16 protein-coding genes are annotated in these 16,785 nt (G+C 68.9%); 5 read left to right on the top strand and 11 right to left on the bottom strand.

What is annotated here, in order from left to right; translation table 11 throughout:
- Positions 1 to 9: 9 nt before the first annotated feature.
- Entirely contained in the window at positions 10 to 1,791 is a 1,782-nt protein-coding gene (gene aspS, locus P8934_RS09345; RefSeq protein ID WP_278033942.1) for an aspartate--tRNA ligase, read from the bottom strand.
- A 50-nt stretch (positions 1,792 to 1,841) separates the two neighbouring features.
- Complete coding sequence (locus P8934_RS09340) at positions 1,842 to 2,099, bottom strand: zinc ribbon domain-containing protein (protein WP_278033941.1); 258 nt, start codon at positions 2,097 to 2,099, stop codon at positions 1,842 to 1,844.
- A 213-nt stretch (positions 2,100 to 2,312) separates the two neighbouring features.
- Between P8934_RS09340 and P8934_RS09335 the strand changes: the two genes are divergently transcribed.
- From P8934_RS09335 to P8934_RS09325, 3 genes are read left to right on the top strand one after another with little or no spacing between them, the layout of a single operon-like run.
- Positions 2,313 to 3,248 (top strand): D-2-hydroxyacid dehydrogenase, encoded by a 936-nt coding sequence (locus P8934_RS09335; protein WP_278033940.1) that lies wholly within the window; start codon positions 2,313 to 2,315, stop codon positions 3,246 to 3,248.
- 14 nt (positions 3,249 to 3,262) lie between these two features.
- Positions 3,263 to 4,195: a ribokinase gene (locus P8934_RS09330; RefSeq protein ID WP_278033939.1), complete on the top strand. Its 933-nt coding sequence runs from the start codon at positions 3,263 to 3,265 to the stop codon at positions 4,193 to 4,195.
- The gene (locus P8934_RS09325; protein WP_278033938.1) at positions 4,192 to 5,133 is read left to right on the top strand and encodes a nucleoside hydrolase; all 942 of its coding nucleotides are present in this window, start codon (positions 4,192 to 4,194) and stop codon (positions 5,131 to 5,133) included. Before P8934_RS09330 ends, P8934_RS09325 begins: the two co-directional genes overlap by 4 nt.
- Before the next feature lie 61 nt (positions 5,134 to 5,194).
- Here P8934_RS09325 and P8934_RS09320 read toward each other — a convergent pair whose 3' ends face one another.
- A complete protein-coding gene (locus P8934_RS09320) occupies positions 5,195 to 5,467 on the bottom strand; it encodes an acylphosphatase (RefSeq protein WP_278033937.1) in 273 nt (90 codons plus the stop codon).
- 214 nt (positions 5,468 to 5,681) lie between these two features.
- Here P8934_RS09320 and P8934_RS09315 point away from each other — a divergent pair, with 214 nt between their 5' ends.
- Positions 5,682 to 6,728: a Glu/Leu/Phe/Val dehydrogenase dimerization domain-containing protein gene (locus P8934_RS09315; protein WP_278033936.1), complete on the top strand. Its 1,047-nt coding sequence runs from the start codon at positions 5,682 to 5,684 to the stop codon at positions 6,726 to 6,728.
- 78 nt (positions 6,729 to 6,806) lie between these two features.
- On the opposite strand, the gene P8934_RS09310 is transcribed toward P8934_RS09315, so the two are convergent.
- Positions 6,807 to 7,733 carry a YihY/virulence factor BrkB family protein gene (locus tag P8934_RS09310; protein ID WP_278033935.1) on the bottom strand — a complete coding sequence of 309 codons (927 nt, stop codon included), beginning with the start codon at positions 7,731 to 7,733 and terminating at the stop codon, positions 6,807 to 6,809.
- Positions 7,734 to 7,864: 131 nt separating this feature from the next.
- On the opposite strand from P8934_RS09310, the gene P8934_RS09305 reads away from it, so the two are divergent.
- Complete coding sequence (locus tag P8934_RS09305; protein ID WP_278033934.1) at positions 7,865 to 8,956, top strand: bifunctional nicotinamide-nucleotide adenylyltransferase/Nudix hydroxylase; 1,092 nt, start codon at positions 7,865 to 7,867, stop codon at positions 8,954 to 8,956.
- 34 nt (positions 8,957 to 8,990) lie between these two features.
- Here the strand turns inward: P8934_RS09305 and P8934_RS09300 are convergent, their stop codons facing one another.
- From P8934_RS09300 to P8934_RS09270, 7 genes are all read right to left on the bottom strand, one after another.
- Complete coding sequence (locus P8934_RS09300; protein WP_106230924.1) at positions 8,991 to 9,908, bottom strand: LysR substrate-binding domain-containing protein; 918 nt, start codon at positions 9,906 to 9,908, stop codon at positions 8,991 to 8,993.
- A gap of 94 nt (positions 9,909 to 10,002) precedes the next feature.
- The gene (cls, locus tag P8934_RS09295) at positions 10,003 to 11,421 is read right to left on the bottom strand and encodes a cardiolipin synthase (protein ID WP_278033933.1); all 1,419 of its coding nucleotides are present in this window, start codon (positions 11,419 to 11,421) and stop codon (positions 10,003 to 10,005) included.
- Between the two features lie 116 nt (positions 11,422 to 11,537).
- Positions 11,538 to 13,043, bottom strand: a complete 1,506-nt coding sequence (locus P8934_RS09290) for a fumarate hydratase (protein ID WP_278033932.1) — start codon at positions 13,041 to 13,043, stop codon at positions 11,538 to 11,540.
- Between the two features lie 184 nt (positions 13,044 to 13,227).
- Positions 13,228 to 14,052 carry an endonuclease VIII gene (gene nei / locus P8934_RS09285; RefSeq protein ID WP_278033931.1) on the bottom strand — a complete coding sequence of 275 codons (825 nt, stop codon included), beginning with the start codon at positions 14,050 to 14,052 and terminating at the stop codon, positions 13,228 to 13,230.
- Between the two features lie 12 nt (positions 14,053 to 14,064).
- Positions 14,065 to 16,089, bottom strand: coding sequence for an excinuclease ABC subunit UvrB (gene uvrB / locus P8934_RS09280; RefSeq protein WP_278033930.1), 2,025 nt, complete (start codon positions 16,087 to 16,089; stop codon positions 14,065 to 14,067).
- Positions 16,090 to 16,155: 66 nt separating this feature from the next.
- Entirely contained in the window at positions 16,156 to 16,581 is a 426-nt protein-coding gene (locus P8934_RS09275) for an OsmC family protein (RefSeq protein ID WP_278033929.1), read from the bottom strand.
- Entirely contained in the window at positions 16,581 to 16,778 is a 198-nt protein-coding gene (locus P8934_RS09270) for a hypothetical protein (protein WP_278033928.1), read from the bottom strand. Before P8934_RS09270 ends, P8934_RS09275 begins: the two co-directional genes overlap by 1 nt.
- Positions 16,779 to 16,785 lie beyond the last annotated feature (7 nt).

Below are 16,785 nucleotides of genomic sequence, written 5' to 3'. Positions count from 1 at the left end.
GGGTCGCCGTCACTCGCCGGCGGTCTCCGCCTTGGCCTTCTGGCGCAGGCGGATGTTGAGCTCCTTGAGCTGCTCGGCGCTCACCTCGCCCGGCGCCTCGGTCAGCAGACAGGCCGCGCTCTGGGTCTTCGGGAAGGCGATCACCTCGCGGATGGTCTTCGCCCCGCTCATCAGCATCACCAGCCGGTCCAGGCCGAAGGCCAGGCCGCCATGGGGCGGCGCGCCGTACTGCAGGGCGTCGAGCAGGAAGCCGAACTTTTCGCGGGCCTCCTCCTCTCCGATGCCCAGCACCTCGAGCACGGTCTGCTGCATCGCCTGGTCGTGGATGCGGATCGAGCCGCCGCCCAGCTCGGTGCCGTTGAGCACCATGTCATAGGCCCGCGAGAGCGCGGAGGCCGGGTGGGCCTTGAGGGTCTCGGCGTCGCAGGAGGGGGCGGTGAAGGGATGGTGCAGGGCCTGCAGGCGGGCGCTGCCGTCCTCCTCGAACATCGGGAAGTCGACCACCCACAGCGGGGCCCACTCGGCGGTATAGAGCTCGAGGTCCTCGCCGAGGCGCACGCGCAGCGCCCCCAGGGCCTCGTTGACGACCCGCGCCTTGTCGGCACCGAAGAAGATGATGTCGCCGTCCTCGGCGCCCACCCGGTCCAGCAGCTGCTCGACCACGCCTTCCATGAACTTGACGATGGGCGACTGGAGCCCTTCGAGCCCCTTGGCACGCTCGTTGACCTTGATCCAGGCCAGCCCGCGGGCGCCATAGATGCCGACGAACCGGGTGTAGTCGTCGATCTCCTTGCGGGACAGGCTGGCGCCGCCCTTGACCTTGAGGGCGGCGACGCGACCGTCCTCGGCGTTGGCGGGACCGGAGAAGACCTTGAAGTCGACGTCCTTCATCAGGTCATCGACATCGGTGAGCTCCAGCGGGATGCGCAGGTCCGGCTTGTCGGAGCCGAAGCGGCTCATGGCCTCGGCGTAGGGCATGCGCGGGAAGGCGGGCAGCTCGACGTCGAGCACCTCCTGGAAGAGCTGGCGGACCATCGCCTCGGTGATCGACATGATGTCCTCCTCCTCGACGAAGGAGGCCTCGAGGTCGATCTGGGTAAACTCGGGCTGGCGATCGGCGCGCAGGTCCTCGTCGCGGAAGCACTTGGCGATCTGGTAGTAGCGGTCGAAGCCCGACACCATCAGCAGCTGCTTGAACAGCTGCGGCGACTGCGGCAGCGCGAAGAAGCTGCCCGGATGGGTGCGGCTCGGCACCAGGTAGTCGCGCGCGCCCTCGGGGGTGGCGCGAGTCAGGATCGGGGTCTCGATGTCCAGGAAGCCCTGCCCCTCGAGGAAGGCGCGCACGCTATGGGAGATGCGCGAGCGCAGGCGCAGCTTCTCGATCATCTCCGGGCGGCGCAGGTCGATGTAGCGATGCTTGAGGCGCACCTCCTCGCCCACCTTGCCGTGCTCGTCGAGCTGGAAGGGCGGCGTGGCGGCGGTGTTGAGCACCTCGACCTCCTTGGCCAGCACCTCGATCAGGCCGGTGGGCATGTTGGGGTTCTGGGTGCCCTCGGGACGCAGCCTGACGCGACCGACGATGCGCAGCACATACTCGCTGCGGGCGCGGTCGGCATTGGCGAAGGCCTCGGCGGTATCGGGGTCGACCACGACCTGGGCGATGCCGTCGCGATCGCGCATGTCGAGGAAGATCACGCCCCCATGGTCACGGCGGCGGTGGACCCAGCCGCACAGGGTGACCGTCTGATCCACCAGGGTCTCGTTCAGCTGGCCGCAATAATGGCTGCGCATGTCAAATCCTGTTCTGTTGCGTGAAGTGGTGAAAGGCAACGTCGGGCGGCTCAGGCCGCCGCCCCGTCCTTGCTCGGCGTCTTGTCGGCCTTGCCGGACTCGACGCCGGCAAGGTTCTTCTTGCTGCCGGTCTTGAAATCGGTCTCGTACCAGCCGCCGCCGGCCAGCCGGAATCCGGCGGCGGAGACCAGGCGATTGAGCTCCGCCGCCTCGCAGGCCGGACAGTCCCTCAGCGGCTCGGCGCTGATCTTCTGGAGCTTCTCCAGGCGGTGGCCGCAGGCCTTGCACTCGTATTCGTAGATGGGCATGGTTTGATCACTCCCGGTGTAATGACATTACCCATGGGTCAAGCACGGGCAGGGGCATCCACCGCCTCGCGCTACCGTGGTGCGATATAGGGCCGGCCCGCGGAGATTCCAAGCCTGCCTCGAAAGCCGGCTATTATAGCCTGTCGCGCCGGGCAAGGCCCACCCCTGCCACGGCCCGTTGCCCGACTCGCCTGCATCGACAAGGAAAAATGCATGAAAGCCGTCATCCTCGACGCCGCCAGCCTGGGTCCCGACATCGACCTGGCCCCGATTCGCCAGCATCTCGACATCCTGGACGTGCATGACCAGAGCACGCGCGACCAGGCCGCCGAACGGCTCGCCGGCGCCGAGGTGGCCATCGTCAACAAGGTGGTGCTCGATGCCCAGACCCTCGATGCCCTGCCCGCGCTGCGGCTGATCTGCGTGCTCGCCACTGGCACCAACAACATCGACATGGCCGCGGCCAAGCGGCTGGGCATCGCCGTGAAGAACGTGACCGCCTACGGCACGGCCAGCGTGGCCCAGCACACCCTGATGCTGATGCTGGCCCTGGCCACCCGGCTGCCCCTCTACCAGCGCGACGTGGCCGAAGGACGCTGGAACCAGAGCCCCTTCTTCTGCCTGATGGGCCACACGACCCTGCAGCTGGAAGGCAAGCGGCTGGTGATCGTCGGCCAGGGCGAGCTGGGCTCGAAGGTGGCGCGCCTGGCCCAGGCCTTCGGCATGCACGTCGACTTCGCCGCGCGCCCCGGCAACGAGGCCCATGACAGCCGCCCCGGCCTTCGCGACCTGGCGCCCGAGGCGGACGTGATCAGCCTGCACTGCCCTCTCACCGAGGCCACTCGCCACCTGGTCGACGATGCCCTGCTCGCCAGCCTCAAGCCCGACGCCCTGCTGGTCAACTGCGCCCGGGGCGGGATCATCGACGAGCAGGCGGCGCTCGAGGCCCTGCGCCAGGGCCGCCTGGGCGGGCTAGGCGTCGACGTGCTGCCGGAGGAGCCACCGCGCGACGGACACCCGTTGCTCGACGCCCTGGGGGAGCCGCTCAACCTGATCGTCACCCCCCACAACGCCTGGATCACCCCCGAGGCCCGCCAGCGCATCGTGGCGCTCACCGCCGACAACCTGCGCGGCTGGCAGGCAGGCTGAGCGCGGAGGCTCCCATGCTGCACAACTACGGTTCCATCAACCTCGACCACTTCTACCGTGTCCCCCACCTGGTGCGCCCCGGGGAGACCATCGCCAGCCGCGATTACCGGGTCGGGCTGGGGGGCAAGGGGGCCAACCAGTCGCTGGCCATGGCGCGTGCCGGCGGGCGGGTCCGCCACTGGGGGCGCCTGGGTCGCCAGGATGCCTGGGCCCGTGAGCTGCTGGACCGTGCCGGGGTGGAGGTAGAGGCGATCGCCCTGGTCGACGAGCCCAGCGGCCACGCCATCATCCAGGTGGACGACCGCGGCGAAAACGCCATCATCCTCTTCCCGGGTGCCAACCATGGCACCACGGAACAGGACCTCGACGTGCACTTCGCCACGGCCTCCCCCGGGGACTGGCTGCTGGCCCAGAACGAGTGCAATGCCCTGCCCCGGGTGATGGAGCGCGCCGCCGAGGCGGGCCTGAACATCGCCTTCAATCCCGCACCGATGAGCGATGCGGTGCTCGAGCTGCCCCTGGCCCACTGCCGGCTGCTGTTCGTCAACCGCGGCGAGGCCGCCTGGCTGGCCGGCCTGGACGACGCCTCGCCGCCCGAGGCCCTACTCGATGGCCTCGCCCGCCGCCTGCCCGGCTGCGAGACGGTGCTGACCCTGGGCGGCGACGGTGCCTGGTACCAGTCCGACGACGAGCGCCACTTCCAGCCGGCCCTGCCGGTCACCGCGCGGGATACCACGGCGGCTGGCGACACCTTCATCGGCTACTACCTGGCCGCCCTGCAGCAGGGACGGCCGGTGGCCGACTGCCTGACGCGGGCCGCTACCGCCGCCGCCCTGGGGGTGCAGGTCGCCGGCGCCGCGGAGAGCATTCCCGAGGCGACGGCGGTCGAGCGCGCCCTGCGCGACGACCCGCCCGCGCCCTACCGCCACGACGAGGAGGCACCGTGAGCCATCCGATCATCTTCGACACCGACCCCGGCGTCGATGACGCCCAGGCCATCGCCATCGCCCTGCGCCATCCCGAGCTCGACCTGCTGGGGCTGACCACTACCTACGGCAACGTGGACGTGGAGACCGCCACCCACAATGCCCTGCTGCTCGCCGAGCTTGCCGGGCGAGAGGTTCCCGTGGCCCAGGGCGCCGCGGCACCGCTGGTCAAGGCGCGCCATCCGCCGCCCGCCCACATCCATGGCGCCAACGGCCTGGGCGACATCGAGCTGCCGCCGGTCAGGGGACAGGCCGACCCGCGCAGCGCCGCGCAGTTCATCGTCGACACCCTGAATGCCCGGCCCGGCGAGGTCACCCTGGTGGCGGTGGGCCCGGTGGGCAACCTGGCCGCGGCCCTGCAGCTCGACCCGACGATCATCGAGAAGGTCAAGCGGGTGGTGATCATGGGCGGCTCGGTCCGCGAGGGCGGCAACGTCACCCCGGTGGCCGAGGCCAACATGTTCAACGACCCGGACGCCGCCGCGCGGGTCCTCACCGCCGGCTGGCCGCTGACCCTGGTGGGACTGGACGTCACCCACCGCTGTGTGCTCACCGGCGAGCACATGGCGCGCATCGAAGCCGGCCAGGGCGCGCTCGGCACGGTGCTGGCGGGCAGCTACGGCTTCTACCGGGACTTCTACCGGGAGTTCCTGGGTATCGATGGCTGCTGTCCCCACGACAGCTGTGCCCTGGCCTGGCTACTGCGCCCGGAGCTCTTCACCACGGGCCGCGGCCATCTGACCGTGGCGACGTCCGGTGACGCCGAGGGCCAGACGATCTTCGCCCCCGAGGGGCGCGGCTTCATCGAGGCGCGCTGGTCCCGCACGCCGCTGGTGGAGGTCTGCCTGGGCGTCGACGGCGAGGCCGTCAGCGACTGGATCGCCGATACCCTGGCCTGATGGCTGAACGGCGCCGGCAGGGCACGCGCTCCGGGCGGGCCCTGCCGGTCCCGCCCGTTCGCTAGCCGACGTGGAACTCGTCCGGCGAGTGGGTCTCGATCACCTCGAACTCCACGTGGGTGACGCGGGCACCGTCGGGCCCCTTCCACAGCCACTCGGCGAGCCGCTTGACCGCCTCGCGCTCGCCGCACATCAGCACCTCGACCCGCCCGTCCGGCAGGTTGATCGCATGGCCGGTGATCCTGGCCCTGAGGGCCTGCTCCTGGGTCGCCCGGCGATACCAGACCCCCTGCACCTTGCCCGTTACCAGCGCTCTGGCGCAGCACTTGTCCATGGCCACCTCCTCTCTCGGTCGCGATCGATCACCTGCCCCTTTCTACCAGCCGCGCCAGGCAGGCGACCAGCCCCCGGGCCTTCCCGTCCCGAGGCCGATGCCCTAGTCTTGTCACTATCCCGGACGCCACAAGGCCACAAGCCCTCCGCGGCCGAGGATCGCCCTACCCGGGCCGACACAACCACAATGATCATCCTCACGAGGGAGTTCCACCATGCCGGTCTTCGACCACCCCGAGTTCGACCACCACCAGCAGATCGTCTTCGGCAGCGACGAGGCGAGCGGCCTGCGCGCCATCATCGCCATCCACGATACCACTCGCGGCCCGGCCCTGGGCGGCCTGCGCATATTCCCCTATGACAGCGACGCCGAGGCACTCACCGACGTGCTGCGCCTCTCCCGCGGCATGACCTACAAGTCGGCGCTGGCTGACCTGCCGCTCGGCGGCGGCAAGGCGGTGATCATCGCCGACCCGCGCCGTGACAAGACCCCGGAGCTGCTGCGCGCCATGGGCCGGCTGGTCGACGGCCTGGGCGGCGCCTACATCACCGCCGAGGACTCGGGCAGCAGCGAGGCCGACATGCGGCGCATCGCCGAGGTCACCGAGCACGTCGGCGGCCTGCCCCGCCACGGTGCTGCCTCGGGCGACCCCTCGCCCTTCACGGCCTGGGGGGTGTACTGCGCCCTGAGGAGCGCCGTGCGCCACGGCCTGGGGCGCGACGACCTCGCCGGCGTGCGGGTGGCGGTGCAGGGGGTCGGCAACGTCGGCGCCCACCTGTCACGCCACCTCCATGCTGCCGGCGCCCGGCTGGTGCTGACCGACGTCGATGCCGCGGCCCTGGCCCATCTCGCCGAGGAGCTCGGTGCCGAGGCCGTGGCGCCGGCCGCGATCGCCGATGCCGAGGTCGACGTCTTCGCGCCCTGCGCCCTGGGCGCCGCCCTCTCGGAAGCGGTGGTCGACCGCCTGAAGGCCAGGGTGGTCTGCGGTGCCGCCAACAACCAGCTGGCCGCTCCGGCGATCGCCGAGCGCCTGATGGCGCGCGGCATCCTCTACACCCCGGACTACGTGGCCAACGCGGGCGGGGTGATCGAGATCGCCTGGCAGCGTCGCGACGATTACCGTCGCGAGGCTGTCATGGCGCATATCGAGGGGATCGGGGCCACCCTGGACGAGATCTTCACCCGCGCCGACCGCGAGGGCCGGAGTCCCGCCGGCGTGGCCGACGACCTGGCCCGTGAGCGTTTCCGCCCCGCCGGCTGAGGCGCCCGACGCGGCATGATGCCATCCCGGAGGCCGGCCATCGCTGGCCTCCGGTTCATGGTGCTCAGGCCGTGTCGCTCACTCCTCCAGCAGTTCGTGACGCACCAGCACCGCGGAATTGCGCGGCACCACCGCCTTGCCCGACGCCAGCAGGTGGCACTTGGTAAAGGCGGCGCCGAACAGCAGGATCAGCGAGCTGTAGTAGACCCACAGCAGGATCATCACCACCGACCCGGCCGCGCCGTAGGTCGAGGCCGTGGCCGTGTAGGCCAGGTAGATGGCGATGGCCGAGCGGCCGATGGCGAACAGCACGGCGGTGACAACCGCGCCCACCAGCACGTCCTGCCAGCGCAGCACCACATCCGGCAACACCTTGAAGATGGTGGCGAAGAGCGCGGCGATCACCATGAGCGAGACCAGGAACTCGGCCCCGGTCGTCAACAGCCCGATGAAGGGCAGCAGGTCGTCGGCGGCCTGCAGCATGGCTCGAACCACCACGCCGAGCACCAGCGACACCAGCAGGATGAAGCCGATGGCGAGCACCACGGTCAGCGACAGCAGGCGGTTCTTGAGGAACTTGAGGGCGCTGTTGCTGCTGGGCCTCGCCGTCACGCCCCAGAGGGTATTCAGCGAGAACTGCATCTGGGCGAAGACCGTGGTGGCACCGACCAACAGGGCCCCCACCCCGAGCAGTGTCGGCAGCAGGCCGGACTCCTCGATGCGCGACTGGGCCACCGCCTGCTCGATGGCGGCGGCGGCGTCATGCCCCATGGTGCCCTGCAGCTGGGCGACGATCTGTCCATGGGCGGCCTCCTCGCCGAGCACCACGCCGATCACCGTGACGGCGATGATCATGGTGGGCGCCAGGGAGAAGAGGGTGTAGAAGGCCAGCGAGCCGGCATAGCTGAAGGCATTGCGTTCCAGCCACAGCTTTACGGCCCCCTGCACCACCCCCGCCCAGAACAGCCCTGCCTCCCTGAGGGTCGCCATGCTCGCCTTGATCATCCCGTTCCCCGCATCCCTGACTTTTGCTTCAGCATACGCGAATGCAGCCGGTGCGCCGAGGGCGCCCCCCGATTGCAGCGGCCCTCGGGGGTGACCATAATGGGCCCCGCCCCTCCCTGCCAGGAACGCCCATGACCGCAAGACCGGACGCCGACAACCCGCCCGACTTCGATTGCCTGGTGTTCATCGGCCGCTTCCAGCCTCCCCACCTGGGGCACCTGGCGGTGATCCGCGAGGCCCTGCGGCACGCCCGCCAGGTCATCGTGCTGGTGGGTTCCGCCTGGCAGGCCCGCTCGCTGCGCAACCCCTGGCGCTACGAGGAGCGCCTGCGCATGCTGCGCAGCGCCTTCGAGGAGGAGGAGAATGCCCGGCTCGAGGTCGTACCGCTGCTGGATGCGCTCTACAACAACGACGTCTGGGTGCGCGACGTCCAGCGCAAGGTGCGCGACATTGCTTCTCCCGAGCGCGCCCGGCTGCCGCGCATCGGCCTGATTGGCGCCAGTCGCGGGCAGTCCAGCTACTACCTCGCCCTCTTCCCGCAGTGGGAATCGGTCAGCGTGCCCCTGGTGGAGGGCATCTCGGCCAGCCGTATCCGTGAGCGGCTGTTCCGCTCCGCCTCCTCGGCGGAGGACTACCTGAGCACCCACGCCGCGCATGACCTGCCCCCCGGGGTGGTGGCACGGATACGCGACTTCCTGGAGGAGGTGCCCTACGGCCAGCTGGTCGAGGAGCAGCACCTGCTGGACCAGTACCGCCAGGCCTGGTCCCAGGCGCCCTACCCGCCGATCTTCGTCACCGTGAATGCCGTGGTGGTGCAGTCCGGCCACGTGCTGCTGGTCAGGCGCACGGCCGCGCCCGGCAAGGGACTCTACGCCCTGCCCGGCGGCTTCATCAGCCCCCACGAACGGCTGATGGACGCCTGTCTGAGGGAGCTGCGCGAGCGGGTCCGCCTCAAGGTGCCCGAGGCCGTGCTCAAGGGCTCGCTGCGCGGCCAGCGGCTGTTCGACGAACCCCATCGCAGCTGGCGGGGCCGCACCCTGGCCGAGGCCTTCTACTTCGCCCTGCGTCCCGAGCAGCAGCTGCCCCAGCTCAAGCCGGTGCGCGGCGGTGACCATGCCCGCTGGGTCCCCCTCGCCGACCTCGACCCCGAGGGGCTGTTCGAGGACCACTTCTTCATCATCCAGGACTTTCTGGGCCTCCCGGCGGATTTCGACCGCGCCTGATGTGGCAGGGCCACGCGCCGGGAGGTGGGCCCCATCAGGCCTGGAGGAAGTCGCGGGGCAACTTCATCATCTGCCGCCACAGCTTCTCGACCCCCGGCTTGTGCACCAGCGAGCAGCGGTAGAGGCGGATCTCTAGCGGCACGTCCCACTGCTCGCCCCCGGCGCGCACCAGGCGCCCTTCCTTGAGCTCCTGGCGGATGCAGAAGTCGGGGATCCAGGCCATGCCCATGCCCTGCATCACCATGCCCTTGAGCCCCTCGGCCATGGCCGTCTCGTAGACGGTTCTCAGGCGCATGCGCAGGGGGTCGTTCTTGAGCAGCATGCGCACGCTTCGCCCCAGGAAGGCGCCCTGGGTGTAGGCCAGATACGGAATCGACTCCTGGCCTTCCAGCGGGAAGCGTGGCCGGCCCTGCTCGTCGGGCAGGCAGACCGGCAGCATCTTGACCTGGCCGATGGAGAAGGAAGGAAAGACCTCGGCATCGAGCTGCATGCTGGCGTAGGGATCGTAGTAGGCCAGCATCAGGTCGCAATTGCCCTCGCGCAGCACATGGATCGCGTCGCCCACGTTCATGGCCACCAGGCGGGTCGGCAGCTCGCCGAGCCCCTGCTGCAGGCGGGAGATCCACTGGGGGTAGAAGCTCAGCGCCAGGGAGTGGGCGGCGACGATGTCCAGCGCCTCGTTGGCCATGGCCAGGCCGCGCAGGTGGCCGAGGCTCTCGTTGAGCTGCTCGACGATATTGCGGGCGGTGACCAGGAACAGCTGTCCTTCGGGGGTCAGGTCCACCGGGGTGGTCGAGCGGTCGACCAGGGTCACGCCGACCGCCTGCTCCAGGGAGCGGATGCGCCGACTGAAGGCCGGCTGGGTGACATGCCGCTGCCGGGCCGAGGCGGAAAAGCTGCGCGTACTGGCCAGGGCAACGAAGTCTTCCAGCCACTTGGTCTCGAGGTTCACCAGGACTCCCCAGGATGTCTGCGTGGACGACTCCCGCCAGGGAGCCTTCGAAGCCCGCTAATGTACCCCAGCGGCGGCCGGGACCCAAGCCGCCTCACTGGATCGGCGAGAGCAGGTAGGCCGCCCGGGACAGCAGCTTGCGCCACAGGGGGCGATGGGTCAGCTCTTCCAGGGAGACGCGACGGCAGTCGGTGAAGTCATGCTCGAGCATCAGGCGCACCTCGGCGGCGAACTGCCGGTCGGGCACCACGGCGGTGATCTCGAAGTTGAGGCGGAAGGAGCGGTTGTCCAGGTTGACGGTGCCGACACTGGCGGCGGCATCGTCGATCAGCATCACCTTCTGGTGCAGGAACCCCGGCTGGTAGCGGTAGACCCTGACCCCGGCACGCAGCATGTCGGGCAGGAAGGAGAAGGCCGAGAGGAAGACCAGCAGGTGGTCCGGGCGTTCCGGCATCATGATGCGCACGTCCACCCCGCGCATCGCCGCCAGGCGCAGGGCATCCTGCACCCCCTGGTCGGGCACGAAGTAGGGGCTGGTGACCCAGAAGCGTTCGTGAGCACTGTGGATGGCATGCTGCACCAGCAGGCTCGCCGTCTCCTGAGGGTCCGCCGGCCCGGAGGGCACGATCACCACGTTCTGGTTGGCGTCCTCGCTCGGCCAGGGCGTCCAGGTCAGCGAGATCATCTCGCCGGTGGCCCAGTGCCAGTCCTCCCAGAAGGCCTCCTGCAGGCCCAGCACGCTGGGGCCGGTGAGCTTGAGGTGGGTGTCGCGCCAGTGGCCATGGCGCGGGTGCTGTCCGAGGTATTCGGTGCCGACGTTGAAGCCCCCCAGCCACCCTTCCCGGCCATCGACCACCAGCACCTTGCGATGGTTGCGGAAGTTGAGCTGGAAGCGATGCTTGAGACCGCGGGAGGAGCGGAAGGCGCTGACCTCCACGCCGGCCTCGGCGAGATCGCGGAGGAAGCGGTCGCCAAGGCCGCGGCTGCCGATCTCGTCATAGAGGAAGTAGATGCGCACATCGCGCTCGGCGGCCCGCTGCAGGCGATGCTTGAGCTCGACGCCCAGGGCATCGTCGCGGACGATGAAGAACTGGATGAGGATGTACTCCTCGGCCGCCTCGATCCCGGCGAAGAGGCTGTCGAAGGTCGCCTCGCCGTCGATCAGCAGCGCCGCCCGGTTGCCGCGCGTCAGCGGCATCATCGCCAGCTGCTCCACGGCACGGATGTCCGCATCACCAGGCTCGGGCAGGTAGGGATCGAAGCGGTCGCGGTAGCGTTCCAGCAGGCGGCGCAGCACGGTATCGCGCTCGCCGCGGGCCGAGACATAGCCGTAGAAGCGCGGCCGGCCGAAGATCCAGTAGGCCGGCACCGCCACGTAGGGCATGGTGATCAGCGAGATGATCCAGGCGATGGCGCCCTGGGAGGTGCGACTGGACATCAGGGCCAGTACCGCCGAGACGAAGCCCAGCAGGTAGATCAGGAAGATCGCCAGGCCGATCAGCCAGGAAGTCATGGTCGGATCCCCGTTCCGTGGGAAGACGGCAGTGCCGTCCGGAAAGCACTCACCTGCAGCATACCCCCAACGCGGACGGCCCCACCAGTTGGCGGGGCCGTCGTCGTCAGCGAGGATCAGGCGCGCTCGGCGATGATCTCCTTCCACTTGGCGGGGCCGGTCTGGTGGACCGAGGTACCCTGGCTGTCCACGGCCACGGTCACCGGCATGTCCTCCACCTCGAACTCGTAGATGGCTTCCATGCCCAGGTCCTCGAAGCCCACCACCCGGGCCTTCTTGATCGCCTGGGCAACCAGGTAGGCGGAACCGCCCACGGCCATCAGGTAGACCGCCTGGTTGTCGCGGATCGCCTCGATGGCCGCCTCGCCCCGCTCGGCCTTGCCGACCATGCCCAGCAGGCCGGTCTCCTCGAGCATGGTGCGGGTGAACTTGTCCATGCGCGTCGCCGTGGTCGGGCCGGCCGGGCCCACCACCTCGTCACGCACCGGATCTACCGGCCCCACGTAGTAGATGAAGCGCCCCTTGAGGTCCACGGGCAGCGGCTCGCCCTTGGCGATCATGTCGACCATGCGCTTGTGCGCGGCATCGCGACCGGTGAGCAGCTTGCCGTTGAGCAGCAGGGTGTCGCCGGGCTGCCAGGTCCGCACCTCGTCCGGGTTCACGCTGTCGAGGTCGACGCGCTTGACGTTGTCGCCGGCCTCGCGGGTGATCTCCGGCCAGTCCTCGAGCTTCGGTGCCGGCAGTGCCGCGGGACCTGAGCCGTCGAGGGTGAAATGGGCGTGGCGGGTGGCGGCGCAGTTGGGAATGATCGCCACCGGCTTGTTGGCGGCGTGGGTCGGGAACTCCTTGACCTTGATATCGAGCACCGTGGTCAGGCCACCGAGGCCCTGGGCGCCGATGCCGCTTCGGTTGACCTTGTCGAACAGCTCCAGGCGAAGCTCCTCGGCACGATTGGCCGGGCCGCGGGCCTGGAGCTCCTGGATGTCGATGGGGTCGAGCAGCGCTTCCTTGGCGATCTCCATGGCCTTCTCGGCGGTGCCGCCGATGCCGATGCCGAGCATGCCCGGCGGGCACCAGCCGGCCCCCATCTTGGGCAGCTGCTCCATCACCCAGTCGACCACGTTGTCGGAGGGGTTGAGCATGGCGAACTTCGACTTCGCCTCGCTGCCGCCCCCCTTGGCCGCCACATGCACCTCGACGGTGTCGCCGGGCACCAGCTTGTGGTGGATGACCGCCGGGGTGTTGTCGCCAGTGTTCTTGCGGGCGCCGTCCGGGTCGGCCAGCACCGAGGCGCGCAGCACGTTGTCGGGCAGCTGGTAGGCGCGCCGCACGCCCTCGTTGATCATGTCGTCGAGGCTCATGTCGGCCTCGAAGCGCACGTTCATGCCCACATGCACGAAGACCGTGACGATGCCGGTGTCCTGACAGATCGGCCGCTTGCCGAAGGCGCACATCCGCGAATTGATCAGGATCTGGGCGATGGCGTCCTTGGCCGCCGGGTTCTCCTCACGCTCATAGGCCGCCGCCATGGCGTCGATGAAGTCCTTGGGGTGGTAGTAGGAGATGTACTGCAGGGCATCGGCGACGCTCTGGATCAGGTCATCCTGGCGAATCACGGTCATGGGCAAGGGACTCCTTGGCGTTATCGGCATGCCCGCGCCGGCGGCGCTCGAAGAGCGTTTCGGCGGGGCTTGAACGGCTGGCATTATACCCCACCCCCTTGGCTGTCGACATTGGTGTGGCCGAAGGCCTGAGTGGATGTAAGTGAGTTACAGGGTAGATAACGGTATAAATCTGCCCCGGCGATCAGCCAGCAGGCTGGCAGTGTGGGCAGAAATAGAGCCGCCGGGAGGCCACCATCACCCGCTCGATGGCCGTGCCGCAGCCATGGCACGGCAGGCCCTCGCGCTCGAACACGGCAAAGCGCCAGTGGCGTCGCCTGGCGCCCCGGGCACGGTCGGCGGCGGCCCAGTCGGCCCGATTGGTCACCCCGGCCTGGTCGTAGGCCTGGCGTGTCACGGCCAGGATGCACGCCGCCAGGCGCATCAGGGTGCCCTTCTCCAGGTCCGCCGGCCGGACCTTGAAGTGCAGTCCGGCGAAGAACAGGATCTCGGCGCGCAGGTAGTTGCCGATGCCGGCGAACAGCGACTGGTCGAGCAGCAGGCCGCCCACTCCGCGACGCCGAAAATGCGGTTCGAGAAGCCGCTGCACGGCCTGCTCCACCGACACGCCGTGGGTCAGCAGGTCAGGGCCGAGCCGCGACAGGAAGGGGTGGTCACCGAGCCTGTCCGCCTCCCACAGCGAGACGTCCGAGGCGCTATAGAGGCTCGCCGCCCTGCCCTGTGCCACCAGGCGGACCCGCAGCGAGCGGCCGGTGGCCGGCTCGCGGCCGGCGGCGTGAAGCTTCCAGACGCCGTAGAGCTGGTTGTGGGAGTAGAGCACGCGACCGTCGTCGAACCGTGTCAGCAGCGCCTTGCCCCAGCTGTCGACCGCGGCGACCCGCCGACCGATCAGCGTGGGGGCCTGGCCGGCCAGGTCGGGAAAGGCGAACCAGGCGTCGTCGAGCCGCCGGCCGGCGAGCTGGCGATGCACGCGGTCGGCGGCTCGACGGATCTCGGGGCCCTCGGGCATGGCGGGCGCCCGTCAGGCGGAGCCCAGGAGCAGCTGGCGCTCCTTGAGCTCGTGCAAGCGGTCGCGCAGCCGGGCGGCTTCCTCGAACTCCAGGTTCTGCGCCGCCTCGTGCATCCCGTCCTCGGTTCGCGAGATCTCCTTGAGCAGCTCGCTCGGTGACAGCTCCGCGGGGTCGTAGAGGGCCTCGCGCTCGGCCACCTTGCGCTCGCCCTTGCGCCCCTTCTTCTTCCCCGGGGCCTGGGCGGCCTCCATGATGTCGGCCACCGAGCGCGTCACCGTGGTCGGCGTGATGCCGTGGGCCTCATTGTGGGCGATCTGCTTGTCGCGACGACGCTGGGTCTCGTCCATGGCGCGGCGCATGGAGTCGGTGATCCGGTCGCCGTAGAGGATCGCCTTGCCGTGGGCGTTGCGCGCCGCCCGGCCCATGGTCTGGATCAGCGAACGCTCGTTGCGCAGGAAGCCCTCCTTGTCGGCATCGAGGATCGCCACCAGCGACACCTCGGGAATGTCGAGCCCCTCGCGCAGCAGGTTGATCCCCACCAGGACGTCGAACTTGCCCAGGCGCAGGTCACGGATGATCTCCACCCGCTCCACGGTGTCGATGTCCGAGTGCAGGTAGCGTACCCGCACGTCGTGCTCATCCAGGTACTCGGTGAGGTCCTCGGCCATGCGCTTGGTCAGGGTGGTGACCAGCACCCGCTCACCGACCTCGCTACGCAGACGGATCTCCGAGAGCAGGTCGTCCACCTGGGTGGAGGCCGGGCGCACCTCGATCTCGGGGTCCAGCAGGCCGGTGGGGCGTACCACCTGCTCCACCACCTGGCCGGCATGCTCGGCCTCGTAGGGCCCGGGCGTGGCCGAGACGAAGATGGTCTGCGGGCAGATGCGCTCCCACTCCTCGAACTTCATCGGCCGGTTGTCCAGCGCCGAGGGCAGCCGGAAACCGTACTCCACCAGCGTCTCCTTGCGCGAGCGGTCGCCCTTGTACATGCCCCCCACCTGGGGAACGCTGACGTGACTCTCGTCGATGAACAGCAGGGCATCACTGGGCAGGTAGTCGAAGAAGGTCGGCGGCGGCTCGCCGGGGTTGCGCCCGGAGAGGTAGCGCGAGTAGTTCTCGATGCCGTTGCAGTAGCCGAGCTCGAGCATCATCTCGATATCGTAGAGGGTGCGCTGCTCCAGGCGCTGGGCCTCGACCAGTTTGTCGTGCTTGCGCAGCCAGTCGAGCCGCTCCACCAGTTCCGCCTTGATATCGTCGATGGCGCCGAGGATAGTCTCCCGGGGCGTGACGTAGTGTGACTTGGGGTAGATGGTCATGCGCGGCACCCGGCCCCGCACCTCGCCGGTGAGCGGGTCGAAGAGGCTGATGGTGTCGATCTCGTCATCGAAGAGCTCGACGCGGACCGCCTCGTCCTCGGCATCGGCCGGGAAGATGTCGATGACATCGCCGCGCACCCGGTAGGTGCCACGCTTGAAGTCCATGTCGTTGCGCGTGTACTGCAGCTCCGCCAGGCGGCGCAGGAACTTGCGCTGGTCGATCAGCTCGCCGCGGGTGAAGTGCAGGCGCATCTTCAGGTACTGGTCGGGATCCCCCAGGCCATAGATCGCCGACACCGAGACCACGATGATGGCGTCGCGTCGCTCCAGCAGCGCCTTGGTGGCCGAGAGGCGCATCTGCTCGATATGGTCGTTGATCGAGGCATCCTTCTCGATGAAGGTGTCCGACGAGGGCACGTACGCCTCGGGCTGGTAGTAGTCGTAGTAGGAGACGAAATACTCCACGGCGTTGTCGGGAAAGAACGCCTTGAACTCGCCGTAGAGCTGCGCCGCCAGGGTCTTGTTGGGCGCCATGACGATGGTGGGGCGCTGCAGGCGCTCGACCACGTTGGCCATGGTGAAGGTCTTGCCGGAGCCTGTCACCCCGAGCAGCGTCTGGTGCGCCAGCCCCGACTCCAGCCCACTGACCAGTTCCCGGATGGCGGTAGGCTGGTCGCCGGCGGGCTGGAACTTGGACTGCAGACGGAAGGGCTTGCTCATGGTGGCTCCAGTGACGGGGCGGGCGCCTGCACGGCCCCCGGGGTGAGACGCGTTCGGGCCGGGGGCTCAGGCCTCGGCGGTGTTCTCGACGCTGCGAGTGGTCACCTCCACGGTGGACGTGGTCATCAGCCGGTGGATGGGGCACTTGTGGCTGATCTCCTCCAGGCGCGCCCGCTGCTCGGGGTCCTCGATACCATGGAAGGTCATGGCCACGTCGAGCCGATAGGTCCCGTGGCGCTCCTGGCTGTCGTCCCGGTTGACCGTGACGCTGATGCCCGTCAGCGGCCACTTCTTGCGCCGGGCGTACATCTGCGAGGTGATCGCCTTGCAGGCGCCGAGCGAGAGGTCGAAGTAGTCATGGGGATCCGGGGCACTCCCCTCGCCGCCATAGGCCTCGGGCACGTCGACGAAGAGGTCGTCGAAACCGTCCAGTTCGACCCGCTGGCGATAGATATGGTTGCGCTCACTGACGACTTCAATGGTCTTCTTCATCACTTGACCTCGATACCCAGATTGAGAGATTGCACCGCCTCGATCAGCACGTCACGCCTGGCGCGCCCCTCCACCTCGGCCCCGTGGCGGCCGACCTCGACACTGTCGACGCCGTCCAGCATCATCAGGGCGGTGGTGATGCGATTGACCTGGTCGGCGTTCTCGACGCCCTGGAAGTTCAATGACTGATGGGCCATGGGCGGC

The sequence above is a fragment of the Halomonas sp. CKK8 genome (assembly GCF_029625235.1).
Taxonomy (GTDB): Bacteria; Pseudomonadota; Gammaproteobacteria; order Pseudomonadales; family Halomonadaceae; genus Halomonas; species Halomonas ventosae.
Note: the sequence above shows the minus strand (reverse complement) of the source record. Positions and strands in the feature narration are given on the sequence as shown.

Coding starts and splice junctions, on each gene's coding strand:
- aspS (WP_278033942.1), bottom strand. CDS start 1,791: ATGCGCAGCCATTATTGCGGCCAGCTGAACGAGACCCTGGTGGATCAG.
- P8934_RS09340 (WP_278033941.1), bottom strand. CDS start 2,099: ATGCCCATCTACGAATACGAGTGCAAGGCCTGCGGCCACCGCCTGGAG.
- P8934_RS09335 (WP_278033940.1), top strand. CDS start 2,313: ATGAAAGCCGTCATCCTCGACGCCGCCAGCCTGGGTCCCGACATCGAC.
- P8934_RS09330 (WP_278033939.1), top strand. CDS start 3,263: ATGCTGCACAACTACGGTTCCATCAACCTCGACCACTTCTACCGTGTC.
- P8934_RS09320 (WP_278033937.1), bottom strand. CDS start 5,467: ATGGACAAGTGCTGCGCCAGAGCGCTGGTAACGGGCAAGGTGCAGGGG.
- P8934_RS09315 (WP_278033936.1), top strand. CDS start 5,682: ATGCCGGTCTTCGACCACCCCGAGTTCGACCACCACCAGCAGATCGTC.
- P8934_RS09310 (WP_278033935.1), bottom strand. CDS start 7,733: ATGATCAAGGCGAGCATGGCGACCCTCAGGGAGGCAGGGCTGTTCTGG.
- P8934_RS09305 (WP_278033934.1), top strand. CDS start 7,865: ATGACCGCAAGACCGGACGCCGACAACCCGCCCGACTTCGATTGCCTG.
- cls (WP_278033933.1), bottom strand. CDS start 11,421: ATGACTTCCTGGCTGATCGGCCTGGCGATCTTCCTGATCTACCTGCTG.
- P8934_RS09290 (WP_278033932.1), bottom strand. CDS start 13,043: ATGACCGTGATTCGCCAGGATGACCTGATCCAGAGCGTCGCCGATGCC.
- nei (WP_278033931.1), bottom strand. CDS start 14,052: ATGCCCGAGGGCCCCGAGATCCGTCGAGCCGCCGACCGCGTGCATCGC.
- uvrB (WP_278033930.1), bottom strand. CDS start 16,089: ATGAGCAAGCCCTTCCGTCTGCAGTCCAAGTTCCAGCCCGCCGGCGAC.
- P8934_RS09275 (WP_278033929.1), bottom strand. CDS start 16,581: ATGAAGAAGACCATTGAAGTCGTCAGTGAGCGCAACCATATCTATCGC.
- P8934_RS09270 (WP_278033928.1), bottom strand. CDS start 16,778: ATGGCCCATCAGTCATTGAACTTCCAGGGCGTCGAGAACGCCGACCAG.